Here is a 5,929-nt window from a genome sequence, read left to right on the forward strand (position 1 = left end):
GGGTTAGAACTTTTCTGCATATAGGTTAATTATTTATATGAAATACGGGTCCATTCACGGTGGCATGTACTTTCCCCTTCAGTTGTTCGCCAATATACGCTGAATTTTTGGACCGGGAAGCGATGTGGGCTTTGGTAAACTGCCAGCTGGTTTCCGGGTCAAAGACGGTAAGATTGGCGGCAGCGCCTTCCTGCAGGGCAGGTTGGGGCAGGCCGAATATTTTTCTCGGCTGGGTGGTGAGCATATTGATCAGCTGTTCCAGCGGCAGCTGTGGCAGGTATTGCCTTAACACGCCGAAGGCGCTTTCCAGGCCTATCATCCCGTTTTTGGCGTATTCAAATTCCACCTGTTTGGCATCCCAGTCCTGCGGCGTGTGATGGGTGGCGATACAGTCGATAATACCGTGTAGAACTGCTTCCTGCAGGGCTTTCACATCGTCGGCACTGCGCAGCGGCGGGTTTACTTTCAGGTGGGTATCGTAATTAATGAGTTGTGCGTCTGTTAAAGAGAGGTGGTAAGGCGTTACCGAGCAGGTGACCTTGATCCCATCTGCTTTTGCTGCGGCGATCAGCTCCACTGATTTGCGGGTGCTGATGCCTGTAAAGTGGATCCGTGAATCGGTGTATTTCGCCAGCTCCAGGTCGCGCTGAATGATCAGCTCTTCCGCCAGGGCGGGTTTGCCGGGCATTCCCAGCTGTGTGGAGTAGATGCCTTCGTGCATCAGTCCGTGTGCGGAAATGCTTTGATCGTCCGGCAGTTGTATGAGGGTGCCGTCGAATGCCTTGATGTATTGCAGGGCTTTGAGCATGAGGCCGGGCGACTGTAATGGTTTAAAGCCATCGGAGAATGCAACGGCGCCTGCCTGCTGCATTTCATACATTTCCGCGAGGCCGGCGCCTTCCAGGTTTTTGGTGGCGGCGCCAATTGGCAATACAGTTGCCGCCGAATGACGGGTTCTGCTCAGTACGTATTCGATTTGCGGTTTGGTATGCAGGGCGGGCTGGGTGTTAGGCACTACCATTACGGTGGTGTATCCGCCGGTGGCAGCCGCTTTGATGCCGCTTTGCAGGTCTTCTTTGTGCTCCTGGCCGGGATCGCAGAAATGTGCGAAAACATCCATCCAGCCGGCGGAAACATGCAGGTTGTTACCTGAAATAACCGTTGCCCGGGCATCTTCGAGGTTGCTGCCAACCTGCTGAATGATCCCGTTCTGGATAGAAATATCTTTTTGCTGCCTGTGCAGGGGTGAGGAAGGCGCTATGATCTTTACGTTCTTGAGTAGTATGTGCATGCTTTACGTTCTATAACCGGTCCTAAAATACAGGGGCAAATGTAACATAAAACTGTTAATTGTTGAAGGCGTTGCGCCCCTGCTTTTCAGGAGTGCTGTTCAGGTTGGTATGATAATTGAAAATGCAGGGGTAGCAGATCAAAATAACTAATAATGATTGACTATCTTTCTAACCTCATAGCACGGATATGCGACCGCTCGGATCAATTGCATAATGGCCAGACAACCAGCTGGCAGGCCCTTCGCGAAGCAGAACAACTCGCTAATCATGCTTATATCCCCTTTCTTTATCAATACATTGAGCAGGAACCGGACAAAGATAAGCGCCGGGCCGCCTGTTTTATTATCACCCAACTTTCCAGGAATACCAATGATCCGGAAGTGATCCGTTTTTTGCTGGACAGGATCAGAATAGAACAGGATGCAGATATGATCACCGCCATGCAACAGGATCTTGAACGCGGCCTGGCTATACCGGGTTATATTAACCTGGAACCATTGTTTAATAACACGCTTTCAATTAATAATAATATCCGCCGCTCGGCGCTCCTGGCACTGAGAGGCACCCGCCATCCTTCCGTGGAAGACTGGGCCCTGAACCTGCTGAAACGCACCGTGAATGAGTACGACATCTATTATATTACCCTGCTGCTTCATAAAACAGGCACCCAGAAAAGTGTACCTGCATTGCGCAGGCTCCTGGAATACCACCGGCAGGATGTAAAAAGCCTGGCCTTTGCGGCTATCGCCGATATTGAAAAAGAGAAGGAAGCGATGTTTTATACCCGCTGCCTGATGCGTGGACAGTTGAAGTTTGAAGCGATGGAAGCAATTTACAAGTATGCCGACGAAAACGCTATCCAGGCGGTAACTGCACGTATTACCGAACTGTTATCGAAAAGACGGAGCAGCGCCAGGATGACCATAGAAACCGTGAAGAACGGGTTTACGGACCTGATGCTGGGCATGGAATTTCTGTTCCGTTTCCGCACTGTGAAAGCAGATGTGAAAAAAACTTTTTCCTGGATCACAGAAAAACGGGCCGATTACCTGTTACCCGAAGAAAGGGAATGGGTGAAAAAACATCTTGTGAGCGCTTAACGGGTAAAACCTTAATTTAGCTCCCCAAAAAGAAGGATGAAGAAAGCTTTCCTATTGCTTTTGACAGGATGGATGACGGGCGGGCTGCAATACACCTATGGCCAGCAACGTCAGTATACAATGGCCGAAGCTACCAATGGCCTCCGGCAGCAACTGGCGCCGGAACGGATAAAACAGTTTGAATGGATCCCCGGCGAAAATGCCTACACGAGGGTACTATCTGAAAAAGATAATTATGCCTGGATAAAGGTGATCCTTCCCACCGGCAAAACAGATACCCTGCTTACACTGTCGCGCCTCAACGAACAATTATTTTCTTCCAGGCCATTAAGGGGCGTACCTCCGCTTCACTGGATAGCTGCGGGCAACGCCTGGTTTGCTATTGGCAATACACTTTATAAAGGTCAGCTGCAAAACGGCAGCATGCAATTCAGCCAATGGTGCGAATTACCGGAAGACGCTGAAAATGTAACCGTGAACCGGCAAAGCGGACAAATTGCCTGGACGGAAAAGAATAATCTCTTTATCCGGACCGCCGAAGGCAATGTGCAGGCCGTTACCAACGACGCCGATATCAATATTGTGAATGGAAAAAGCGTTCACCGTGAGGAATTTGGCATTGATAAAGGTATTTTCTTCTCCCCGAAGGGCGATCAGCTGGCATTTTACCGCATGGATCAGCGGATGGTCAATGATTATCCTGTTATTGACTGGTCAGTAACCCCCGCGCGTAATACCAACATCAAATACCCGATGGCGGGCGGTACATCTCACGAAGTAACACTCGGTATTTATCAGCCATCTACCCAAAAAACTATTTTCCTGAAAACCGGCAAGCCGGCAGATCATTACCTGACCTGCGTTACCTGGGCGCCCGATCAGCAGTCCGTATATATAGCGCTGCTAAACCGCGAGCAAAATCATTTGTGGCTGAACCAGTACAGCGCTGTTACCGGTGAACTGGTAAAAACGCTGTTTGAAGAAACAGATCCAAAATATGTACATCCCACACACCCGCTGACTTTTGTTCCCGGCACGCCGGACCAGTTTATCTGGTGGAGCGAAAAAAGCGGCTATAACCATCTTTATCTCTATAATACCAAAGGGCAGCAACTGCGGGAAATTACTACGGGCAACTGGGTGGTAAATGAATTATCAGGTTTTAATACGAAGAAGAACGAAATCATTTTTACCGCTTCCAAGGAAAGCCCGATGGAGAAACACCTGTATAAAACCAATTATACACAGAAAACATCCCATCTCACCCGGCTGGATAAAGCGGCAGGCTGGCATGATGCACAGGCAAGCGAAGACGGTAGTTATGTACTGGATGCCTACAGCTCCGGTACCACGCCTTACGTAGCAGGTGTAGCCGCTACCAATGGTAAGTTTGAACAAAATATCATCACTGCGGCCGATCCGCTGAAAGATTTCCAGCGCCCGCAAATCAGGCAGGTAACCCTGAAAGCAGACGACGGCACCCCCTTGTACGGTAAACTGATCCTGCCGGTGAATTTTGACTCCACCAAAACCTACCCGGTGATCGTATACCTGTACAACGGTCCTAATGTGCAGCTGATCCGCAACACTTATCCTTACAGTGGTAACCTCTGGTATGAGTATATGGCGCAGCATGGCTACGTGATCTTTACAATGGATGGACGGGGAAGTGATAACCGCGGAAAAGCCTTTGAACAGGCTACTTTCAGGCAGCTGGGTACTGTGGAAATGAACGACCAGTTACAGGGTGTGGCTTACCTGAAATCGCTGCCGTATATCAATCAGCAGAAAATGGGCGTGCACGGATGGAGCTTTGGTGGTTTTATGACCACTTCGCTGATGCTGCGTCATCCCGGTGTATTCCAGGCAGCGGTGGCCGGCGGACCGGTGATCGACTGGAGTATGTATGAAATCATGTATACAGAGCGGTATATGGATACGCCGCAGGAAAACCCCGAAGGTTATGCGGGCGCCAACCTGCTTACCCAAACGAAGAATCTGCAGGGGAAACTGATGCTGATCCATGGTACTAATGATGATGTGGTGGTTTGGCAGCATTCGCTGAAGTTCCTGAAGGCCTGTGTAGATAATGAAGTGCAGGTAGATTATTTCGTTTACCCCGGGCATTTGCATAATGTGTTGGGAAAAGACAGGGTGCATTTGATGCAGAAGATCACCGATTATTTTGATGAGAACCTGAAATAATTTTTTTCTTTTTTCAGTAAAGCGAAGATCGCCGTATTGCGCTGATCTTCGCTTTATTATTTTATGCCGGAAGCAGATGACAGATGAGTGTTACAACAAAGATTAAAATAGCTGAAAACAGGCATTACGCAAACGCTTGCGCGGATAACGCAAGCGTTTGCGTACATGGAATGCCAAAAAAATCATGTAGAATCGTTGTAGCAATTAATCAGAAAGTGAACTAAGCTGGAAAAGCAGCAATTATAGACAGCGAACAATGAAGTCGAGTAACCTGCCACGGTGAACAGCTGTGGCAAGGTTATCGATAAGATAATGCCTCACCGGTGATGTATCACCAGCTGCGACTCCATGATAGTGCGTTGATAATCGTTCAAGGCATGTTCCCCATTCAGGAGTGACAATAACATATTAGTAGCTGCCTGGCCCTGTTCATAAGGGAACTGCTCCACGGATGCAGCAGGAGGGAAGGCCGTATACCCGCTTACCGGTGTATTGGCGTAAGATACGAAAGTTATATCCTTATTTATTTCCAATTTTTGTTTCAGGGCATACTGTACGGCATCCATGGCCACATAGTCGTTGAAGGTAACGATGGCGGTCACTTTTCTTTTGAGCGATAACAGGTATTGCATGGCATCTTCCGTACCCGCGGTGGTGAGGTCGGCATTTACGATCATTTTGGGATCGTATTTCAGGCGGTGTTTCTGCAGCGCCCTCATGTAGCCGGTAGCCCGTTCTTTACTGGCCACCATTGTTTCGGGGCCATTGATCATACCTATTACGCGGTGACCTTGTTTCAGCAGGAAATCCACTGCCTGCACGGTGCCCGACTCCAGGTTAATAGATACCGAATGCATATTGGGAAGGGCGGGAATACGGTCGAAAAAAACTACCGGGATGCGTGCCTGTTGCAACATTTCAAAGTGTTCGTAATTACTGGTATTTTTCCCAATAGATACAATGCAGCCATCCACCCGGTGCTGTTTCATGCTCTGGATGATCTGTTTTTCCCGGGCTTCATCGTCGTGCGACTGGCCCAGCAATACTGTATAATTATTGCTGTATGCGGTGTCTTCAATACCGCTGATAGCGCTGGCAAAGAACGCTTCCGACAGCTCGGGTAAAAGAATACCGATGGTAAATGTTTTGCCCTGCTGGAAATAGATCGCCGTTTGGTTGCGCTCATAATTCAGCTCGGCGGCGAGTTCCTTTACCCTGGTTTTGGTTCTCAGTCCAATACTGTGATGATCATGTAATGCCCGTGATACTGTGGATACAGAGATGTTCAGCCTTTTTGCAATTTCCTTTATTGTTGGTTGACCCGAAGAAACC

General features: G+C 48.8%; 4 protein-coding genes. 2 read left to right on the top strand and 2 right to left on the bottom strand.

Features of this window, described 5'->3' with window-relative positions; all coding sequences use genetic code 11:
* Nucleotides 1-25: 25 nt before the first annotated feature.
* Nucleotides 26-1,291: a dihydroorotase gene (locus tag VN105_RS27440; protein ID WP_325646283.1), complete on the bottom strand. Its 1,266-nt coding sequence runs from the start codon at nucleotides 1,289-1,291 to the stop codon at nucleotides 26-28.
* Between the two features lie 153 nt (nucleotides 1,292-1,444).
* Here VN105_RS27440 and VN105_RS27445 point away from each other — a divergent pair, with 153 nt between their 5' ends.
* Together VN105_RS27445 and VN105_RS27450 are read left to right on the top strand one after the other, a co-directional pair.
* The gene (locus VN105_RS27445; protein ID WP_325646285.1) at nucleotides 1,445-2,392 is read left to right on the top strand and encodes a hypothetical protein; all 948 of its coding nucleotides are present in this window, start codon (nucleotides 1,445-1,447) and stop codon (nucleotides 2,390-2,392) included.
* A 36-nt stretch (nucleotides 2,393-2,428) separates the two neighbouring features.
* Nucleotides 2,429-4,597: a S9 family peptidase gene (locus VN105_RS27450; RefSeq protein ID WP_325646287.1), complete on the top strand. Its 2,169-nt coding sequence runs from the start codon at nucleotides 2,429-2,431 to the stop codon at nucleotides 4,595-4,597.
* A gap of 317 nt (nucleotides 4,598-4,914) precedes the next feature.
* On the opposite strand, the gene VN105_RS27455 is transcribed toward VN105_RS27450, so the two are convergent.
* Nucleotides 4,915-5,929 (bottom strand): LacI family DNA-binding transcriptional regulator (locus VN105_RS27455; protein WP_325646289.1); only part of this gene is annotated, 1,015 nt, incomplete at its 5' end.

The sequence above is a fragment of the Chitinophaga sp. genome (assembly GCF_035564935.1).
Lineage (GTDB): Bacteria > Bacteroidota > Bacteroidia > Chitinophagales > Chitinophagaceae > Chitinophaga.

Coding starts and splice junctions, on each gene's coding strand:
- VN105_RS27440 (WP_325646283.1), bottom strand. CDS start 1,291: ATGCACATACTACTCAAGAACGTAAAGATCATAGCGCCTTCCTCACCC.
- VN105_RS27445 (WP_325646285.1), top strand. CDS start 1,445: ATGATTGACTATCTTTCTAACCTCATAGCACGGATATGCGACCGCTCG.
- VN105_RS27450 (WP_325646287.1), top strand. CDS start 2,429: ATGAAGAAAGCTTTCCTATTGCTTTTGACAGGATGGATGACGGGCGGG.